At 57.3% G+C, this 16,826-nt stretch carries 15 protein-coding genes; 5 read left to right on the plus strand and 10 right to left on the minus strand.

Features of this window, described 5'->3' with window-relative positions:
• Positions 1 to 2 precede the first annotated feature (2 nt).
• The 6 genes from uraH to QRN85_RS15590 all read right to left on the minus strand — a co-directional run bounded on the left by uraH (position 3) and on the right by QRN85_RS15590 (position 4,375).
• Positions 3 to 359, minus strand: a complete 357-nt coding sequence (gene uraH, locus QRN85_RS15565) for a hydroxyisourate hydrolase (RefSeq protein ID WP_113171211.1) — start codon at positions 357 to 359, stop codon at positions 3 to 5.
• Entirely contained in the window at positions 356 to 856 is a 501-nt protein-coding gene (locus tag QRN85_RS15570) for an ureidoglycolate lyase (RefSeq protein ID WP_284759195.1), read from the minus strand. Before QRN85_RS15570 ends, uraH begins: the two co-directional genes overlap by 4 nt.
• Positions 857 to 890: 34 nt before the next feature.
• The gene (uraD, locus tag QRN85_RS15575) at positions 891 to 1,382 is read right to left on the minus strand and encodes a 2-oxo-4-hydroxy-4-carboxy-5-ureidoimidazoline decarboxylase (RefSeq protein WP_062585006.1); all 492 of its coding nucleotides are present in this window, start codon (positions 1,380 to 1,382) and stop codon (positions 891 to 893) included.
• Positions 1,382 to 2,305, minus strand: coding sequence for an allantoinase PuuE (gene puuE, locus QRN85_RS15580; RefSeq protein ID WP_284759198.1), 924 nt, complete (start codon positions 2,303 to 2,305; stop codon positions 1,382 to 1,384). Before puuE ends, uraD begins: the two co-directional genes overlap by 1 nt.
• A 63-nt stretch (positions 2,306 to 2,368) precedes the next feature.
• Positions 2,369 to 3,076, minus strand: coding sequence for a DUF1045 domain-containing protein (locus QRN85_RS15585; protein ID WP_112962762.1), 708 nt, complete (start codon positions 3,074 to 3,076; stop codon positions 2,369 to 2,371).
• Between the two features lie 105 nt (positions 3,077 to 3,181).
• A complete protein-coding gene (locus QRN85_RS15590) occupies positions 3,182 to 4,375 on the minus strand; it encodes an NAD(P)/FAD-dependent oxidoreductase (protein ID WP_284759199.1) in 1,194 nt (397 codons plus the stop codon).
• Here QRN85_RS15590 and mnmC2 point away from each other — a divergent pair.
• Positions 4,374 to 5,099: a tRNA (5-methylaminomethyl-2-thiouridine)(34)-methyltransferase MnmC2 gene (mnmC2, locus tag QRN85_RS15595; protein ID WP_284759202.1), complete on the plus strand. Its 726-nt coding sequence runs from the start codon at positions 4,374 to 4,376 to the stop codon at positions 5,097 to 5,099. The two genes, QRN85_RS15590 and mnmC2, sit on opposite strands and share 2 nt — an antisense overlap.
• Positions 5,100 to 5,161: 62 nt before the next feature.
• Here the strand turns inward: mnmC2 and QRN85_RS15600 are convergent, their stop codons facing one another.
• Positions 5,162 to 6,685 (minus strand): DEAD/DEAH box helicase, encoded by a 1,524-nt coding sequence (locus tag QRN85_RS15600; RefSeq protein WP_062584997.1) that lies wholly within the window; start codon positions 6,683 to 6,685, stop codon positions 5,162 to 5,164.
• A gap of 471 nt (positions 6,686 to 7,156) precedes the next feature.
• Here QRN85_RS15600 and QRN85_RS15605 point away from each other — a divergent pair, with 471 nt between their 5' ends.
• A complete protein-coding gene (locus QRN85_RS15605; protein WP_284759203.1) occupies positions 7,157 to 10,846 on the plus strand; it encodes a response regulator in 3,690 nt (1,229 codons plus the stop codon).
• Positions 10,847 to 10,899: 53 nt separating this feature from the next.
• Here the strand turns inward: QRN85_RS15605 and QRN85_RS15610 are convergent, their stop codons facing one another.
• The 3 genes from QRN85_RS15610 to QRN85_RS15620 all read right to left on the minus strand — a co-directional run bounded on the left by QRN85_RS15610 (position 10,900) and on the right by QRN85_RS15620 (position 12,996).
• Positions 10,900 to 11,289, minus strand: a complete 390-nt coding sequence (locus tag QRN85_RS15610) for a DoxX family protein (protein WP_062584993.1) — start codon at positions 11,287 to 11,289, stop codon at positions 10,900 to 10,902.
• Positions 11,290 to 11,511: 222 nt separating this feature from the next.
• Positions 11,512 to 12,309 carry a class II glutamine amidotransferase gene (locus tag QRN85_RS15615; RefSeq protein WP_062584992.1) on the minus strand — a complete coding sequence of 266 codons (798 nt, stop codon included), beginning with the start codon at positions 12,307 to 12,309 and terminating at the stop codon, positions 11,512 to 11,514.
• A 66-nt stretch (positions 12,310 to 12,375) separates the two neighbouring features.
• Positions 12,376 to 12,996: a L,D-transpeptidase gene (locus tag QRN85_RS15620; RefSeq protein ID WP_112962768.1), complete on the minus strand. Its 621-nt coding sequence runs from the start codon at positions 12,994 to 12,996 to the stop codon at positions 12,376 to 12,378.
• 374 nt (positions 12,997 to 13,370) lie between these two features.
• On the opposite strand from QRN85_RS15620, the gene QRN85_RS15625 reads away from it, so the two are divergent.
• From QRN85_RS15625 to QRN85_RS15635, 3 genes are read left to right on the plus strand one after another with little or no spacing between them, the layout of a single operon-like run.
• Entirely contained in the window at positions 13,371 to 14,780 is a 1,410-nt protein-coding gene (locus QRN85_RS15625; protein WP_162726744.1) for a circularly permuted type 2 ATP-grasp protein, read from the plus strand.
• Positions 14,781 to 14,783: 3 nt separating this feature from the next.
• Positions 14,784 to 15,725 (plus strand): alpha-E domain-containing protein, encoded by a 942-nt coding sequence (locus tag QRN85_RS15630; protein ID WP_062584986.1) that lies wholly within the window; start codon positions 14,784 to 14,786, stop codon positions 15,723 to 15,725.
• A gap of 24 nt (positions 15,726 to 15,749) precedes the next feature.
• On the plus strand, positions 15,750 to 16,565 hold the full coding sequence (locus tag QRN85_RS15635; protein ID WP_062584985.1) for a transglutaminase family protein: 816 nt from the start codon (positions 15,750 to 15,752) through the stop codon (positions 16,563 to 16,565).
• The last annotated feature ends 261 nt before the right edge of the window (positions 16,566 to 16,826 follow it).

Raw genomic sequence — 16,826 nt, forward strand, 5'->3', positions numbered from 1 at the left:
GCTCAGCTTCCGCGATAGGTGGAGTAGCTATAGGGCGAGAGAAGCAGCGGAACGTGATAATGCCCCTGCTCGTCGGCTATCCCGAAACGGATGGGGATAATATCGAGAAAGGCGGGCTCCGGCAGAACGAGGCCCTTGGTTCTCAAGTAATCTCCGGCGTGGAACACGAGCTCATACTGACCCGCCTTGAAGTCCTCACCAATCAGCAACGGCCCGCCATCGACGCGGCCATCGCTGTTGGTTTCGACCGATTTCAGCTTTTCGCGATGATCCCCGTCAAGGCGGTAAAGATCGATCTTCAACCCCTGCGCGGGTGTACCGTGTGCGGCATCGAGAACATGGGTGGTAAGGCCGGTCATGGATTGGGCTCCGCGATGAGATAAGGCTGCACGAAAAAGAACTCCTCGAGATTGTTGCCCGGTCCGTCACGATCCACCACCAGAAAATCGCTCATGGACCCAATCGCCATCAGCGGGTGGTGCCAGACATTGCGACGGTAGTTCACGCCTTGATCGGCTCGCGCCAGAAAGACAAGGGGCTTGCCCGGCGCGCCATCCCGGTCTTCCGCCACCACCACAAGAAACGGGTTGCCGGACAGCGGCGTAAAACTCTGGCTCCCGAGCGGATGCCGCTCCATCATGTCCACGGCATAGGGGAAAGACCGCGGCTTGCCTCGGAACTTGTTGAGAACGATGCGGGCTTCCTCCCCCGTCGCCTCTGCTGTTGCGAGCGCGTGAAACCGCTCCGTATTGCCGCCATTGATCATTCGCAAGCTGGTCGGATCGTCTTCCAGAACATCACCGAATGGCGCAAATGCATCCTTGGTCAAAGGCAGTATTTCAAGAAATTCAGTCAAGGCTCATTCACTTTCGGCATTGCCATCGCAGGCATTACGGCAACATCGCGGATAGTCGCAGCCAGGCAATCTTTTCCACCTGCTCGGTTGCTGTTGCAAATTCATCATCTACACCGTGGTCGATGCGGGTTTCGAAAGCGCGCAGGATATCGTCCTTCGTCAAACCTTTGACGGCAATGATGAAGGGAAACCCGTTCTTCTCGACATAGGTGGCATTCAAATCGGTAAACCGCGCGTGCTCTTGCGGCGACAGACGGTCGAGACCTGCGCCCGCCTGTTCACTGCGGCTCTCCTGCGTCAGTTTCCCGGCGATGGCGAGCTTACCGGCAAGATCGGGATGGGCGCGCAAAACGCCCAGCCTTTCTTCATGCGAGGCAGCCCGGAACTGTTTGCACAGAGCCGCATGAACACTTTCCGCCGTCAGCGGTTCGTGCAGTTCGCCCGCATCATAGGCGCGCTCTGCGATGAAGGAGGAATGTTCGAACACACCGCCGAACCGGTTCACGAATTCTGTCCGGTCGAGCATCAGAACGTCTCCGGCCTATGGTGTTCGTGCCAGTGCCGGGCAATGTCCACGCGCTGCGGTAGCCAGACCTTCTCATGGCCAAGGACATATTCTATGAACCGCCGGAGCGCTGCCGCGCGCCCGGGGCGCCCCACCAGACGGCAATGGAGACCGACGCTCAACATCTTGGCCGATCCCTCGCGCCCCTCTTCATACAAAACATCGAAGGCGTCTTTGAGATAGGTGAAGAACTGGTCGCCCGAATTGAAGCCCTGCGGCGTGGCGAAACGCATGTCGTTCGTTTCCAGCGTATAGGGTATGATCAGGAACGGCTCATCCTTCACGCCCTTTACCCAATAGGGCAAATCATCCGCATAGGAATCGGACGAGTAGAGGAAGCCGCCTTCCTCCATGACGAGCCGGAGCGTGTTGTCCGAGGGCTTGCCCTGATACATGCCGTAGGGCCGCTCACCCGTCAGTTCGGTATGCAGGCGCACCGCTTCCAGCACATGTCGGCGCTCATCTTCCTCGGAAAAATCCTTGTATTCCAACCAGCGATAGCCGTGGCTGGCGATTTCCCAGCCCGCCTCCTTCATCGCAGCAACCGCTTCTGGATTGCGCGCCATGGCAGACGTGACGCCATAAACCGTCGTCGTCACGCCAAGGCTGGTAAACATGCGCCACAGCCGCCAGAAGCCCGCACGCGATCCATATTCATAGATCGATTCCATGTTCAGGTTGCGTTGTCCCGGCCATGGCTGCGCCCCGACAATCTCAGACAAAAGCGATTCCGACGCCTTGTCACTATCGAGAATGCAGCTTTCGCCGCCCTCTTCGTAATTGATGACGAATTGCACCGCTATTCGCGCTCCGCCCGGCCATTTCGGATCAGGAGTGTTGCGACCGTAGCCTATGAGGTTGCGGGGATAGTCAGCGGAAATCATCAAATCACCTTCACGAGAATTTCGTGAACGGTAGCATCGCAAACCGGAATGTCGAGTGCCTTTCTAGGCAATCCGTCTGGCAGAAACACGTCCCATGGGATGCAGGGAGTGCACGCGGAACGGAGCACCCGGCTCGTCTTCCACAAAGAGCGCGAGATTGGCAAACTCGACCTGCCGTTCCAGCAAGGGTTCGAACACACCGCGGATGGCCCGCTCCACCCTTGCGCAATCGCCGGGCATGACACCGCCCGTCAGCAGCATCTGGAACCGGAACTCATCCATGACGTAGGGATGCCCCCAGCGATGAAGATTGGTCAACTGCGTTGCGGATAACCGGTCTGGATCGGCGCGGTCTATATCGGCGTCAGACAGGGGCGCGCGGTAGTGATCGAACTCCTGCACCACGCTTGCGGCCAGGAAATTCAGCGTTTCCGATGGCCATGACGGAACGAGGCCGTAGACATTGCCCAGCTTGGCAATCTCCAGCGGCGGCAGAGAAAAAGGCTGGTGGGTGCCCGCAAAATGCATCAGGCCGCGCAACAACGAAGCTTCACTCACATCCTCCATCAGCCTGAAGGGTGCCTTGATCGCTCCGTGAAATCCATATCGGCGCGGCAGCGCGGTATGGTAGGAAATCTCCTGCATTCCGAGGCTGGTAACGGCAGGCGGCTCTACGCTAAGCCCGGAATAGACATCACGGCCAAGCCAGGCCGCCGCCACATGCGTCAGCGGATCGTTGGGCGAAGGCGTAAAATGAATGGCATACCGCATATGTCGTCACCTCGCCGTTTTCAACGGATATCAACAGCACCACTGCATAAGCCAAGCTGTTAGGTGATTTGCGTGACAGATTAACGACGCGTAAAAGATGTGGTGTCAAATCTTTCGGTTGAAGACGCCAATGTGCTCTTCGAGCGAGAAACTGTCCGGCACCCGCATCGGCCTGCCGCACATGGCGTCGATTGCCGCATCGGCAAGACGGTGGGCAAGACCGAAACTCACCTTGAACCCTCCCGTCAGCGCAATCAGGCGAGCGTGCCGGGGATGGACGCCGACCATGGGATCGCGACCGATTGCCTTGGGGCGCAGTCCCGCCCAACGCTCAACCACCGCAGCACCCGACAAGGCCGGAACGATTTCCCGGGCCTTTTCGATCAGCATCTCCAGCCCCTCATCGGTCGAGAAAGGGTTTTCGAATTCCTCCTCGCTGGTGCTGCCAATGGCAACACGACCGTCTTCATGCGGCACCACATAAAGGCCGTTGAGAAAGACCACCGGCATTGCCGGATCGGCCTTCGCGTCCAGCAAGGCCGCCTGCCCTTTGACGGGCTGGCCGAGTGCGCCGCTTTCAGGAAGGCCAAGCGCAGTCTGAAGAAGAGGAAAGGAGCTATTGCCTGCCGAGACCATGCAATGACTGAAACTGACGCGCTCTCCCCCGGTCAGAGTGGCCATACCCTCAGGATCAATAGCCGCAACGGCGCAGTTCTCGACCAGACGCACGTGTTTGCAGCGTTCGACATAGGTTTTCAGAACAGCAACGAAAGCGCGGGGAGATACCTTTGCCGCAAATGTATCATGGACAAAACCCGCCTCCCCTGCGGTCTCGGCCACCCAGCCGCTGACAGGAGCATTTTCCAGCAGATGCCAGTAGAACTGTCGTTCATCAGCGTGCCAGTTGGAAAGCGCGTCCTGCTGGTGCCGCTCTGCGATGGTTCGCAAATGTGGCTTTGGCAAAGGGATGATGCGGCCACACCGTCTGTAACCCGCGCTAAGGCCTGTATCGGCCTCCACCGCGGCAATATCCGCTTCGAGGCTCAGAAGTGCATCAAACTGAAACTGCTTCTTGTCCGACCAGCGGTCCGGCATATGCGGCATCAACGCACCCAGCAGCCCGCCGCTGGCACCGCTGCCGATGTGGCCAGCATCCACAAGCAAGGTGTCGATACCCAGCCGATCCGCCTTGACGGCCGCCCACAGCCCCATGATACCGCCGCCGACGATCAACAAAGACACGCTGGATGGCAAAGGTGATTGACCTGTTTGATCGGGCAGACTATCGGCTTTGACCATGACACACCCCGATAATCGTGGGCCGGAACGAGCCGGTTCGAACATGCTGGATTGGCGAGAGGGCGATATGCCCTATTCGCTGGCCTTTGGCGACCATTTTTATTGCCAGACCGATGGCAGGCAGGAATGCAGCCACGTTTCGCTGTCCGGCAACGGCTTGCCGGAACGCTGGAAAACGGCACAGGGCACGTTCCGCATTGGCGAGCTTGGCTTTGGAACGGCGTTGAACCTGTGCGAAACCTGGCGACAGTGGAAGCTGTCACGGCCCGCCGGTGCGCAGCTGCATTTCGTATCCTTCGAACTTTACCCGATGACGGCACGCGAATTGAACCGCGCACTGTCTCACTGGCCGCAACTTGATGCCGAGCGGCAGGCCTTCGTTGCGCAATGGCCTTCAGATCCGGAAGGTTGGATCGACATCAAGCTTGATGAGCAGACGCGTCTGACCGTCTTTTGCGGAGATGCCATGCAGGGCATCATCGAGACCACGGATACATTCGACGCCTGGTATCTCGACGGATTTGCACCATCCAAGAACCCGGACATGTGGTCGCTGGACATCATGTCGGCGGTGTTTGAGAAGACCGCCCCCGGTGGCACCTTCGCAACCTTTGCAGCGGCTGGATTCGTCCGGCGCAATCTGGGCAGTGCCGGCTTCACCGTTGAACGCAGACCGGGCTTTGCGGGAAAACGCGAGATGCTCTGCGGCACGAAACCCGCATAATCCTCCCAAACAAAAACGCCCGGATTTTCATCCGGGCGCTCATATTCAAAAGATCAGCCTTATCAGCCGCGCTTGCGACCGCGACCGGCATTGCCAGCGGGACGCCCCTGACCGGCGGGCGCAAAGGAGCCAGCCTTGCGGGCAGGACGGCCCTGACCACCACGGTGGTTGCGATTGCCAGCAGGCTTGCCTGCAACGGCATCAGCCTTGGGACGCTTGAAGTCGGACGTCACTTCCAGATCGTTGTCGTGCTCGACAGGTGCGAACTCACCGGCACGCTGGCCGCGGAAATCACCATTGCGTCGGCCGCCATCACGTGGTGCGCCTTCGCGGTGCGTGCGCGCTGGACGATCGCCATGGGCACGTTCGCCGCCCTGGCGACGTGGACCGCTCGGAGCGCCGCGATTGGCACCACGATTGTTGTTGTTGCCGCGAGACGGGCTGGCAAGTCCTTCCGGACGTTCGCCTGACAGGACCGGAATCTCGATCTTCATCAGCTTTTCGATGTCATGCAGCAGACGGGTTTCGTCCGGTGCGCAGAACGCAATGGCGATACCGTCACGGCCCGCACGGGCGGTACGACCGATACGGTGGACGTAAGCGTCGGCGACTTCCGGCAGGTCATAGTTGAAGACGTGGGTCACGGCTGGAATATCGATGCCGCGGGCAGCAACATCGGTTGCGACCAGAACCTTGACTTCTCCGTCCTTGAAACCCTTGAGCGCGCGCTCACGCTGGCCCTGGCTCTTGTTGCCATGGATCGACGCGACCTTGAAGCCGATATGCTCCAGATGCTTGGACAGCTTTTCAGCGCCATGCTTGGTGCGCAGGAACACAATGGCGCGACCATCCGGGTTCTCGTTCAGCGACTTCTTGAGAAGCTCTGTCTTGTCGTTCTTGCCCGCAACGAAGTGAACATACTGCTCAACCTTGTCGGCGGCCTTGCCCGGAGGCGTGACCTGGACCGTGACGGGGTTGGTCAGATAGCTTCCGGCGAGATCAGCAATGGCCTTCGGCATGGTGGCCGAAAACAGCAATGTCTGACGACCGGCAGGAACCATCTTGGAAATCTTGCGCAGGTCATGAATGAAGCCGAGATCCAGCATCTGGTCGGCTTCGTCCAGCACCAGATAGGTCACCTTGGACAGCGAAATCGCATTGCGGGAAATAAGATCAAGCAGACGGCCAGGTGTGGCAACCAGAATATCGGTGCCCTTTTCCAGCTGCAGCTGCTGCTTGTTGATCGAAGCGCCGCCAACAACCTGATTGATCTTCAGATGGGTCTTGCGAACGAAGCCGCGAAGGCTTTCGCCAATCTGGTTCACCAGCTCGCGAGTAGGAGCGAGAATGAGCGTGCGCGTGGTTCTGTTGGCAGGACGATCAGGCTGCTTGAGCAGCATTTCGATGATCGGCAGGCCGAATGCGGCAGTCTTGCCGGTTCCGGTCTGTGCCAGACCAATGATGTCGCGACCCTCCAGAAGCAGCGGGATCGCTTTTTCCTGAATGGGAGTCGGTGTGGTGTAACCAAGCTGGGTGACGCCGGCCACGATTTTTTCGGATAGGCCGAGTTCGTTAAAACTGGTCAATAGTATGCCTTTCGGGGCGCCAAAACGCTTGCATCCGGATCAGCCCTGCTGTCCGGTTGTCTTGGCGTCAAGAACCCCGCGTGAATTGGGAACTTGTGGGTTGGAATGACTTTCTGCGCTAAAGGGCGGCGTGTTTGCCGTCTCCTGTATGAATGCGCTTTTCCTTCATGCGTCTTAATTAATTCGTTGACGCTGCAGCTCACGCGGCCGCCGAAAGTGAAAGCTTGAGGGGGATTTGGTCTTTTTATCCGCGAAAGTCAAGCAATTGTTTTCAAGATGGAGATGGGAAGTCCCCAACGGCGCGCCGGTCACGCAGCAGAAATCTCTCTAAAACATAAAGAACTGATGGAAATCTATAGTTAACATTTGACCAATAATGCTGTCGGACGCATAGCCAAATCAATCAAGGTACAATAGCTTACAGCCACAGGTTCAGTTCGCGGTTGGCACTGATTCTGTCAGGTGTCATGGATGGTTACGGAGAATGTCTTGATTGGAGGGGGGTTGCTTGAAAGAGCATGCGAAGGCGTCAAGGCGCTGCCACTTCCCGCCTGCATCAAGGACAGTCAGCTTCGCTATGTCTGCGTCAACGCCGCCTACGCATGTTTCAACGGCCGCTCCGTCAGTGACTTTGTCGACAAGACCACGCAGGACCTCTTCGGCGAAACCAGGGACGTTGACCGGAATGAGAAGGAGCGGCGCTGCCTCGTCTTTTCAACGGAAGAGGTGACGTCCTGCAGCGGACAGCAAGCCGAAGACGTCCACTCCATGAAGTGCGAAAGATTTGAGACGGAAGACGGAAATCTGTTCCTCTTCGAAGTCTTCGAGACGGTGCCCTCTGTGAAATCCGAGTTTTCGGCTGCCCAGATCGAGCTTCTCACCGGCGGAAATGTTCTCGACCTTCTCGATGTGGCCATCGCGGTTTACGACGTCGAAGATCGCCTGCTTTACGCCAATACGCGCTTGCAGAGCCTCTATGCCCAACTCGACCTCGATTGGCGTGGAACGCTCACATTGCGCTCCGTCGTGACCTCCTTTTACGAGCACTATGTGGGTACCGGGGCTGCCGATAGCGCAGCTGAGGCTGAAAAGAACGCCTGGGTCGATGCCAAGGTGGACGAGACCCGGCAGGCCTATTCCGAATTCACCCAGAGGGTGAGCGACGGAAGATGGATACGGTTCATCAACAGGCGCCTTGAGAACGGATTGCTGATCGCGCTTCGCATCGACATCAGCAACGTCAAGACTCAGGAAAATCTGATCGAACAGCACAAGCGGGAAACCTGGCTTTTCCGCGAGGCGCTGGAGCGGCTGCCTGTTGCCGCCTTCCTTCTGGATAGCGAGCGCCGGCTGACCTACGCAAATGCGGCATATGAAGCGCTGTGGGGAGAGCCGCGCGAAAATTATTACGGGCTGACGGAAAGCGAATTGTTCGTTCACGAGGGTGAGCGTTTCAGGCTGGCAAATACCCGCGTACTGGAGACAGGCGAGGAATTTCAGAAGACGGAACAGATTGTCCGAAACGATAACACCCCTGTTCCAACGCTGATCAGGGTAGGACGAATTCAAACACCGGACAATGAGCGATATCTTGTCGGATCCATGACCGATACCACGCCCCTGGAGGAGGGGCGTCGGGAGCTTCTGGCGGCCAGAAACGAGGCGGAACGCCTTCATGCCGAAGTCGAATCCATTTTGCAGACGCTGCCGGTGGGTGTGATGCTGCTGGGACCCGACCTGACGATCGAATATGCAAACAGCTGTTTTTACGATCTTTGGGAGGTTGAGGAAGAGGTCGATCTCATCGGCCAGCCCTATCGCCGCTATCTCCAGCTTGGCTACGAATCCGGCAAGTACGAGTTCGGAGACATGACGTTCGAGGATGCCTATCGCGATCGCATCGAACGGTTGAGCAAGATCGATGGCAATACCTCGCGCGAAGTCGCCAGCAAGGCCGGTCGCTACACCATCCTGTCGGAACGACGGGTGGCGGGAAACAAGATCCTCATCACTTTTGCAGATTGCACAGCCATCCGCGCTCGCGACAAGGAAATCAGTGCCGCAAGGCAAGAGTTGCAGCGCGTCGGCGAATATATGCAGGATGCGACCCGGGTCATGGCCCAGGGACTGGCGCTGGTTCAGGATGGCAAGATCATCCTGTCCAATGATGCCCTTTCCACCATGTTCGACGTTCCGCCTGACATGCTCGCTCCCGGAAAGAGCTGGCTCCCACTCTTCGCTCATTGCGCGGACCGTGGCGATTTCGGCAATCATGAGGACGCCGCTGCCCAGCGAACGAAATGGCTTCAAAACATTTCCGCCTCAAAACCATTCTCGTCCCTTGTCCATGTCGGTGGCAAACGCTGGCTCAATCTTGAATCGACCATGGGTGCCGGCAATTACTGGCTGGTCATCGCGACAGATGTCACCGACCTGAAGCAGCGAGAGGCCGAGCTTGAGGGTCTTCTCGCGCGAGCCGAGGCTGCGGATCGTGCGAAATCGGAATTTCTCGCCAATATGAGCCATGAGATCAGGACGCCGATGAATGGCGTTCTCGGCATGGCGGAATTGCTGGCCAAGTCCGCACTCGACACGCGCCAGAGAACCTTTACCGATGTCATCGTCAAATCCGGCAATGCCCTTTTGACCATCATCAACGATATCCTGGATTTCTCAAAGATCGATGCTGGCCAGATGGTGTTGCGCTCTGCACCTTTCGATGCGGCGGAAGCCGTTGAGGACGTCGCTTCGCTTTTGTCCTCGCAGGCCCTGGAAAAGAACATAGAGCTTATCGTGCGCGTCGATCCCAAGCTGAAGACAGCGGTCAGCGGCGATGCGGGACGCTTCCGCCAGATTGTCACGAATCTGATTGGCAACGCCATCAAGTTTACCGAAATCGGTCACGTCCTCATTGATCTCTCGAGTGAAACGATCAGTGAAAGCGAGCTGGTTCTCACGCTTAGGGTCGAAGACACCGGGATTGGCATCGCGCCCCATCAACTCGACCGTATTTTCGAGAAATTCAGCCAGGCGGATACGTCTTCAACCCGCAGACATGAGGGCACGGGGCTTGGACTGGCCATTACCCTCGGCCTAACGGGACTGTTCGGCGGCAAGCTGGACGTGGAAAGCAAGGTGGGACAGGGCTCCATCTTCACCGTGGCCCTGCCATTACGCGCCGCCAGCAACCGTCCGGACCAGGCCGTGACGCCGATCGATACGAAGAAGGTCAGTGTCCTCGTCATTGATGACAATGTCGTCAACCGGCAAATCCTGACCGAGCAGCTCGATGGCTGGGGCGTCGACAGCTATGCCGCCGAAAGCGGACCAAGCGGTCTGGCAATCCTCGAAGAGGCAGCCGCTATCGGTTTCGAAATCGATGCCGTCATTCTGGATTACCACATGCCCGATATGGACGGCATGGAAGTGGCGAGACGTCTGCGTGACAATCCGCGCCTCAAAGATCTGGCCATCATATTCCTTACGTCGATGGATGCGGTCAGCTACAGCGCCTCGCGAGGCCCGGATTTCGATGCCCATCTGATGAAACCGGTGCGGGCGCGGCTGTTGCGAAAGACATTGGCCGATGTCGTTCGGACCGCGCGCGCAAAACGTGCTCTCCAGAGGCAAGCCGAGCCGGCCAGAGAGGCTCAGCCACAGCCGAACCCGCAACCAAACGCTCCGGCAGCAACCGTCAAACATATGACGGCGGGTTTTGCCCGGCCGGAAAAGGATTACGTCGGAAGCAGACGGCTGGACGTGTTGATCGCCGAAGACAACGATGTCAACCAGATCGTCTTCACGCAGATACTCCAGCAGACGGGGCTTACCTTCCGCATTGTCGACAATGGCAAACAGGCGGTTCAGGCCTGGCGCAGCGACAATCCGTCGATCATCCTCATGGATGTTTCCATGCCTGTCATGAATGGCCACCAGGCGACCCAGGCGATCCGCGCTGAAGAGGACGCATCTTCTGATGTCACGCGCGTACCCATCATCGGCGTGACCGCCCATGCGCAGGACAGCGATCGCGATCTGTGCCTTGCAGTCGGCATGGATGATTATCTTTCCAAGCCGATCAGCCCGGAATTGCTGCAAGCAAAGATAGACAAGTGGCTGACGCCGAACACGACCAGATCCGTTGAGGTCAAGTCAAACTGAAAACGCCGCATGGGTATTCCCACGCGGCGTTTCTTGGTCACAGATAAAGTCTATCAGCGGCGCTTGGCGTCCAGAGAGAACGCACCCGGTCCCGCAGCCACGAGATACAGGAAGACGAAGCAGAAGAGGATTGCTGCGTCACCGCCATTCAGCACCGGGAAGAAGCTTTTTGGCGCATGAGCCATGAAATAGGCAAAGGCCATAAGACCGGACAGGACAAAAGCGACCGGGCGGGTGAACAGACCGATGAGAACGAGAATACCGCCCACCGTTTCAAGGATAGCAGCGACCAGCAGCATCGGCGGCAGTGAGCCTTCCATCTGCGATGCGGGGAAGCCGAACAGCTTCTGAGTTCCGTGCTCGATGAACAGCAGGGCGGTGATGATTCTCAGCGCTGCAAGCAGTTGTGGCTGAAATCGCGAAAGTTTTTCAAAAAATTGCATATGTCCTGTCCCTTAAAGGAGTCTGATGGATAATGACCGAGCCTCACCCCACCTCGATCTTTGGGGATCGGATACACATTTCAAAACCAAAGACAACACGGCGCCCAAGCACAGCTGCGTGATCGAGCCAACCAGCTGCGCCCGCGAAGCCTCACCAGCTGATATCAGAGGTCCAGCACAAGCAAGGTGAACCTTGTCACCGGCAAAGGGCAGCGGCTACCTTCAGGCCTGCATCAGCACTGCCGGCTGGGCAACCGGATTGAACTCATCGAATGAGATATCGGCGCCGGTAATGGTGGCAACCGTGTTAGCGGGGATGATATCCCACCGTTCGACACCGGTTCCAAAGGGTTCCGATGCCACCGCGATGCCTTCGCCCATATTGCGCCAGTAAAGCGTCGGTGGACGTTCATCGCTCGACCAGCGGAAGGCGTGCAGTTTTTCACCATCCGCATGAATGGCGCTGAAGCGCACGGGCTCGTTGAGACCGGCGCGCGACACGACATCGAGACACATCTGCAATGTTCTTTTCAATGCCCCTATCGGATCACGATCCAAGCCGAAACCCGCAGCGATCAAGAAGATCGCCTCGCTATCGCCGTTGCCCGCGCGTGAACAATAGACTTCGTCGGGGATATACGCCTCGATGGCCCGCTTGACCTTTTCATATCCGCCGATCTGGCCGTTATGCATGAAGAGGTGACGGCCGAAGCCGAAGGGATGGCAATTGGACATGGAGACCCCGCCTGTCGTGGCGGAGCGCACGTGCGCCAGAAACATCGGTGAGCGGAGTTGATGGCACAAGGAAGTCAGGTTGCGATCAGACCATGCGGGCAGAATGCCCCGGTAGATGCCAGGCTCTCCCCTCTCCCCATACCAGCCGATGCCGCACCCGTCACCATTGACAACCGTCTTCGCCTCACGCGCCGCAAGCGATTGGGTGATCAGAGAACTCTCCGGCTCGATCAGAAGACTGTCGAGCCAGACAGGCGAGCCGGTATAGGCAAGAAATCGACACATGGGGCACCATGGCAAGGGGTTTGTGATCCGGCTGTAGACCGCCGGATCCTGGCATTTATAAGGTCATTATGCCTGCAGAACCACAACGCGGGAGCCGACTGGGACACGCTGGTAGAGGTCGATAATATCGTGGTTCAACATGCGGATGCAACCGCTGGACATTGCGTGTCCGATCGATTGCGGCTGGTTGGTACCGTGCAGACGGAACATCGTGTCGTTGCCGTCGCGGTATAGGTAGAGCGCGCGCGCACCGAGTGGATTGTTCGGGCCACCCGGCATACCGCCAGCATATTTCAGGTTCCGCTCGGGCTCGCGGCGAATCATGTTCGGCGTCGGCGTCCAGCTTGGCCACTCGGCCTTGCGACCGATATAGGCATTGCCCTTGAGGGCAAGTCCCTGGCGACCGACACCGACGCCATAGCGCATGGCCTGACCGTTACCCATGACGAAATAGAGCCGCCGGGCCGGCGTATCGACAACAACCGTGCCTGCCGGATGCGTCGTGACATAGGCGACTTCCTGGCGACGGAGCTCTGGCTTGATCTGGTCAAGCTGCATTGCCTTCAACGGGAATTTCTCGTCCGGCACGGCAGCATAATTCTGTCTTTGTTGAGTAAAGTTGGTGCTGGCGCAGCCTGCGAGAAAAAGCGGCAATCCAAACAGGACCCCACGGCGAGAAATAGACATGTAACCCCCGGCTCGATCAATCTTTCGATTAACAATTCCTATAATTCTATGGTTAACAAACCTCTAATTGAGCGCGGCATGCTGTTAACAAACATTGATGAAGCCAGGGATGCTAGCTCTCCGCTCACGCTTTCATTTGATGAAATTTTAAGCACCAGACGCCGCACAACCTATGAGAATATTTGGCGAAAGAGGTAGAAGCCCTTACGCGTGCTTCCTTTTTGCTGAATTTATCAGCGAGCAAAGCTGAAACCGCTTATTTTTTGAATATTTAGCGAGCACGAAAGGAGCAAAAATTCTCTCTGGGCATTGTGTATGCTTCTTGCATTGCGAGCGTCCTTGTATTCAAATGGGCAAAAATGGGGAACCTAAAGTTGGCATTTGACGAAATGATAGATGCGGACTCCACGCCGCGAAGCCCATATGAAAAGTATAATGACTGGTACAGCCGGCAGGACAGATCGCACCTGATCCAGAAGTCCAGGGACGCCGAAAACATCTTCCGCAAGACGGGCATCACCTTTGCCGTCTACGGACATGCGGACAGCGCGGAAAAGCTCATCCCTTTCGATATAATCCCTCGAATCATCTCTGGCCGCGAGTGGCGCAAGCTTGCCCAGGGTATCGAGCAGCGGGTGCTGGCGCTGAACGCCTTTCTGGATGACATCTATCACAAGCAGGAAATCATCCGGGCAGGCCGCATTCCCCGCGAGCTGATCGAGCGCAACGAAGCCTTTCTGCCGGAGATGATCGGCTTTAAGCCGCCGGGCGGCGTGTACACCCACATCGTCGGCACGGATATCGTGCGTACCGGTGAAGACCAGTTCTACGTTCTTGAAGACAACGCGCGCACGCCTTCCGGTGTCAGCTATATGCTGGAAAACCGCGAAACCATGATGCAGATGTTCCCGGAACTGTTCCACGAGAACAAGGTCCAGCGCGTCGAAGATTATCCGTACCTTCTGCGCCAGTCGCTGGCATCACTTGCGCCTCCGGGCTGCAAAGGCAAGCCGCGCGTTGCGGTCCTTACCCCCGGCATCTACAATTCTGCCTATTACGAACATTCGTTTCTGGCCGACATGATGGGTGTCGAGCTGGTGGAGGGTTCGGACCTTCGCGTCATGGATGGCAAGGTCAAGATGCGGACGACACGCGGTTACGAAGCCATCGACGTGCTTTACAGACGTGTGGACGACGATTTCCTCGACCCCCTCACCTTCCGACCTGATTCGGCCCTCGGTGTACCCGGAATCATGGATGTCTACCGTGCCGGCAACATCACCATTGCCAACGCACCCGGCACAGGCATTTCCGACGACAAGGCAATCTATTCTTACATGCCTGAGATCGTTGAGTTCTACACAGGCCGCAAGCCGCTTCTGGAAAATGTGCCCACATGGCGCTGTTCGGAGCCGGACAGCCTCAAATATGTTCTCGACAATCTGGCCGATCTCGTCGTGAAGGAAGTGCACGGATCGGGCGGCTACGGAATGCTTGTCGGCCCCACCGCATCGAAAAAGGAGCGCGCGCTGTTTGCCGACAAGTTGCGTGCACGCCCTTCCAACTACATTGCACAGCCGACACTGTCGCTTTCGACAGTGCCGATCATGGTGAAGAATGGCATAGCTCCGCGCCACGTGGATCTTCGTCCGTACGTTCTGGTCTCCGACAAGGTAAAGATCATTCCCGGCGGGCTGACGCGTGTCGCACTCAAGCAGGGATCCCTTGTGGTGAATTCCAGCCAGGGCGGCGGCACCAAGGACACCTGGGTACTGGAGGACTAAGCCATGCTGGGAAGAACGGCAAACGGACTCTACTGGATGTTCCGGTATATCGAGCGTGCGGAAAACATCGCGCGGCTGGTGGATGCTGGTATGCGTGTCTCGCTGACGCGCAGCGGCGGCGGCGACGAGGACTGGGATGGCGTGCTGCAGAGCGCAGGCGCCCGCGAGGAATTCCTCCAGCACCATGAGAAGGTGACGTCGGTCGATGCGATCGACTACATGCTGCGCGACAAGGCAAACCCGTCCAGCGTCATGTCCTGCATCGAATTCGCCAGGAACAATGCCCGAATGGTGCGGACCGCCTTGACCCGCGAAACGTGGGAAGCGACCAACGAATTCTGGATCGAGCTCAAAAACCTTCTCGGCCGCAAGGTAAAGGCGGCGGAATTACCGCAGGTCATCGATGTCATCAAGCACAGGGCCGGACTTGTGCGCGGTGCATTCCACGGTTCGATGCTTCGCAATGATCTCTATAATTTCTCCCGCATCGGCACCTTCATCGAGCGTGCGGACAACACGGCGCGAATACTGGACGTCAAATATTATGTCCTTCTGCCCGCGGCAGCCCAGGTGGGCTCATCGCTGGATAATGCCCAGTGGGAATCCATTCTCCGTTCCGTCTCGGCGCACCGTTCCTACGGATGGGTGTATGATGCAGAGTATAGGCCGGCCAATATTGCCGATTTTCTTATTCTGAACGGCAGAATGCCGCGATCTCTTGCCTATTGCTATGAAAAGATCGTCAGTAACCTCAGCTATCTTGCCGAAGAATACCAGGAACGACACAAGGCGCATGATACCGCCGAAGCCATTCAGGCGACTTTGCAGAAAACGACAATCAATCGTGTGATGGATCAGGGTCTCCACGAATTTCTGGAGCACTTCGTCAACAGAAACGCCCAATTGGGCCAGGAAATCACGGATGGCTATCGCTTCTATCAATAAGCGACCGTGAGATGGGGATATGGAATGCGCCTGAAGATCAATCACACGACTGAGTATCTCTACGATGAGCCGGTGCCCTACTCCCTGCAACGCTTGCGGCTGACACCCGCAACCGGGCCAACCCAAACCGTGACAGAATGGGAAGTAACGGTGGATGGCGCCACGCTGGAGGTGCGCTACGACGATCACTTCGGCAACCGGGTGGAACTCGTGGAGACCGAAGGCCCCCGCAGCGCGGTGAAGGTCGTTGCCCGTGGTGAAGTGGAAACAATCGACAAGGCTGGCGTCTTCGGAGCACATGTTGGCAACGCCCCGCTATGGCTATTCATGCGCGAGACACCTCTGACCAAGCCCGGCAAACTGATCCGCGAGCTTGCTCGACAGGCAACAGGTGAAACGCCGCTGGAGCGGTTGCATGAGCTGATGGCGCTTGTCCACCTTGAAGTCGAATATGAGACGGGTTCAACGGGAACGGAAACCACTGCGGAACAGGCGCTGGAAGCCAAAAAAGGTGTCTGCCAGGACCACACCCATATCTTCATCTCAGCTTCCCGCCATATGGGCCTGCCCGCCCGATACGTCTCAGGCTATCTCATGATGGAAGACGTGGAACGGCAGATCGCAACCCATGCCTGGGCAGAAGCCCATGTTCCGGGCCTCGGCTGGGTGGGTTTCGATGCCGCCAACAAGCTTTGCCCCGACGAACGCTACGTGCGTATTGCCTCCGGACTGAGCTACCGCGATTGCGCACCTGTCTCGGGAATGCGTGTAGGCCTTTCAGGCGAAAGCCTGTCGGTGTCGGTGACGGTCCAGCAGTCCCAAAGCCAGAGCCAAGGCTAACCCTATATTCCTTCTTCGATTCTTGATCACGGTCCGGTGAGGCCGCGATCACGCTTGCGTCGCGCGGCGGTGTATGGCGCTGCTTTTCTAGTACGGACTATATTTGATTGGGGTCAATTATTGGCTGATCTCGACTTTGTTATCTACTTAAAATTCGTATTTTATCTTATTATCAATAGCAAACATAACATACATATCTGCGAGAAACCCACCAAATTAGAAATTCTGGACGCATTTCTGCTTGCCAAATCCAGAAAGCTC

The sequence above is a fragment of the Agrobacterium sp. fls2-241-TYG-188a genome, assembly GCF_030209845.1.

Coding starts and splice junctions, on each gene's coding strand:
- uraH (WP_113171211.1), bottom strand. CDS start 359: ATGACCGGCCTTACCACCCATGTTCTCGATGCCGCACACGGTACACCC.
- uraD (WP_062585006.1), bottom strand. CDS start 1,382: ATGCTCGACCGGACAGAATTCGTGAACCGGTTCGGCGGTGTGTTCGAA.
- puuE (WP_284759198.1), bottom strand. CDS start 2,305: ATGATTTCCGCTGACTATCCCCGCAACCTCATAGGCTACGGTCGCAAC.
- QRN85_RS15585 (WP_112962762.1), bottom strand. CDS start 3,076: ATGCGGTATGCCATTCATTTTACGCCTTCGCCCAACGATCCGCTGACG.
- mnmC2 (WP_284759202.1), top strand. CDS start 4,374: ATGACACACCCCGATAATCGTGGGCCGGAACGAGCCGGTTCGAACATG.
- QRN85_RS15590 (WP_284759199.1), bottom strand. CDS start 4,375: ATGGTCAAAGCCGATAGTCTGCCCGATCAAACAGGTCAATCACCTTTG.
- QRN85_RS15605 (WP_284759203.1), top strand. CDS start 7,157: ATGGTTACGGAGAATGTCTTGATTGGAGGGGGGTTGCTTGAAAGAGCA.
- QRN85_RS15610 (WP_062584993.1), bottom strand. CDS start 11,289: ATGCAATTTTTTGAAAAACTTTCGCGATTTCAGCCACAACTGCTTGCA.
- QRN85_RS15615 (WP_062584992.1), bottom strand. CDS start 12,309: ATGTGTCGATTTCTTGCCTATACCGGCTCGCCTGTCTGGCTCGACAGT.
- QRN85_RS15620 (WP_112962768.1), bottom strand. CDS start 12,996: ATGTCTATTTCTCGCCGTGGGGTCCTGTTTGGATTGCCGCTTTTTCTC.
- QRN85_RS15630 (WP_062584986.1), top strand. CDS start 14,784: ATGCTGGGAAGAACGGCAAACGGACTCTACTGGATGTTCCGGTATATC.
- QRN85_RS15635 (WP_062584985.1), top strand. CDS start 15,750: ATGCGCCTGAAGATCAATCACACGACTGAGTATCTCTACGATGAGCCG.